General features: G+C 63.6%; 1 protein-coding gene. It reads left to right on the top strand.

Annotation, left to right across the window (positions count from 1 at the left end; all coding sequences use genetic code 11):
- Positions 1–1,452 (top strand): GMC family oxidoreductase (locus ACOJB8_RS41025; RefSeq protein ID WP_475017957.1); only part of this gene is annotated, 1,452 nt, incomplete at both ends.

Here is a 1,452-nt window from a genome sequence, read left to right as displayed (position 1 = left end):
GGGCCTGCACTGGTCGGGCGTGCATTTCCGCATCACGCCCGAAGAGCTGCGCCTGAAGAGCCACTACGAAGAGCGTTACGGCAAGAAGTTCATCCCCGCAGGCATGACGATCCAGGACTACGGCGTCACCTACGACGAACTGGAGCCGCACTTCGACTTCGCGGAAAAGGTGTTCGGCACCTCGGGCCAGGCGTACAAGGTGAAGGGCAACGTGGTCGGCGACGGCAATGTGTTCGAAGCCGCGCGCAGCGACAATTTCCCGTTGCCCGCGCAACTGAATACGTACTCGGCGCAGCGCTTCTTCGATGCGTCGAAGTCGCTCGGCCTGCATCCCTACCGCCTGCCTTCGGCGAACACGTCGGGGCCGTACACGAATCCCTATGGCGTGCAGATGGGCCCGTGCAACTTCTGCGGCTACTGCAGCGGCTACGCGTGCTACATGTACTCGAAGGCTTCGCCGAATCTCAACATCCTGCCCGCGCTCAAGCAGGAAAAGCACTTCGAACTGCGCTCAAAATGCCACGTGCTGCGCGTCGAACTCGACGACACGAGAAAGCGCGCCACGGGCGTGACGTATATCGATCCGGCGGGCCAGGAAGTGTTCCAGCCCGCGGACCTGGTGATCGTCGCCGCGTTCCAGTATCACAACGTGCACCTGCTGCTGCTCTCGGGCATCGGCAAGCCCTATGACCCGGTGTCGGGCGAAGGCGTGGTGGGCCGCAACTTCGCCTACCAGAACCTCTCGACCATCACGGCGTTCTTCGACAAGGACACGTGGACGAACCCGTTCATCGGTGCGGGCGGCAACGGCGTGGCCGTGGACGACTTCAACGCCGACAACTTCGACCACGGCCCGCCCGGCTTCGTGGGCGGCTCGCCGCTCTGGGTGAACCAGGCGGGCGTGAAGCCGATCAGCGGCATCGCCACGCCCGCGGGCACGCCGAACTGGGGCGCAGGCTGGAAGAAGGCCGTGAAGGACCACTACGCGCACACCATTTCGATGGACGCGCACGGCTCCAACATGTCGTACCGCGACGTGTACCTCGACCTCGATCCGACCTATCGCGATTCGTACGGCCAGCCGCTTCTGCGCATGACCTTCGACTGGAAGGACAACGACATCAAGATGGCACGCTACGTGACGGGCCAGATGCAGAAGATTGCCGAGGCGATGGGCCCGAAGGCCATCAACGTCTACACGCGCGAGTTCGGCGCGCACTTCGACTCGCGCCGCTATCAGACCACTCACCTCGTGGGCGGTGCCGTGATGGGCACCGATCCGAACACCAGCGTCATCAACCGCTATCTGCAGAGCTGGGATGTGCCCAACGTGTTCGTGATGGGCGCCTCCGCGTTCCCGCAGGGGATCGGCTACAACCCGACCGGCCTCGTCGCCGCCCTCGCTTACTGGAGCGCGAAGGCCATTCGCAACCAGTATCTGAAGAATCCCGG

It is taken from the genome of Paraburkholderia sp. BR10141 (assembly GCF_056155635.1).
Note: the sequence above shows the minus strand (reverse complement) of the source record. Positions and strands in the feature narration are given on the sequence as shown.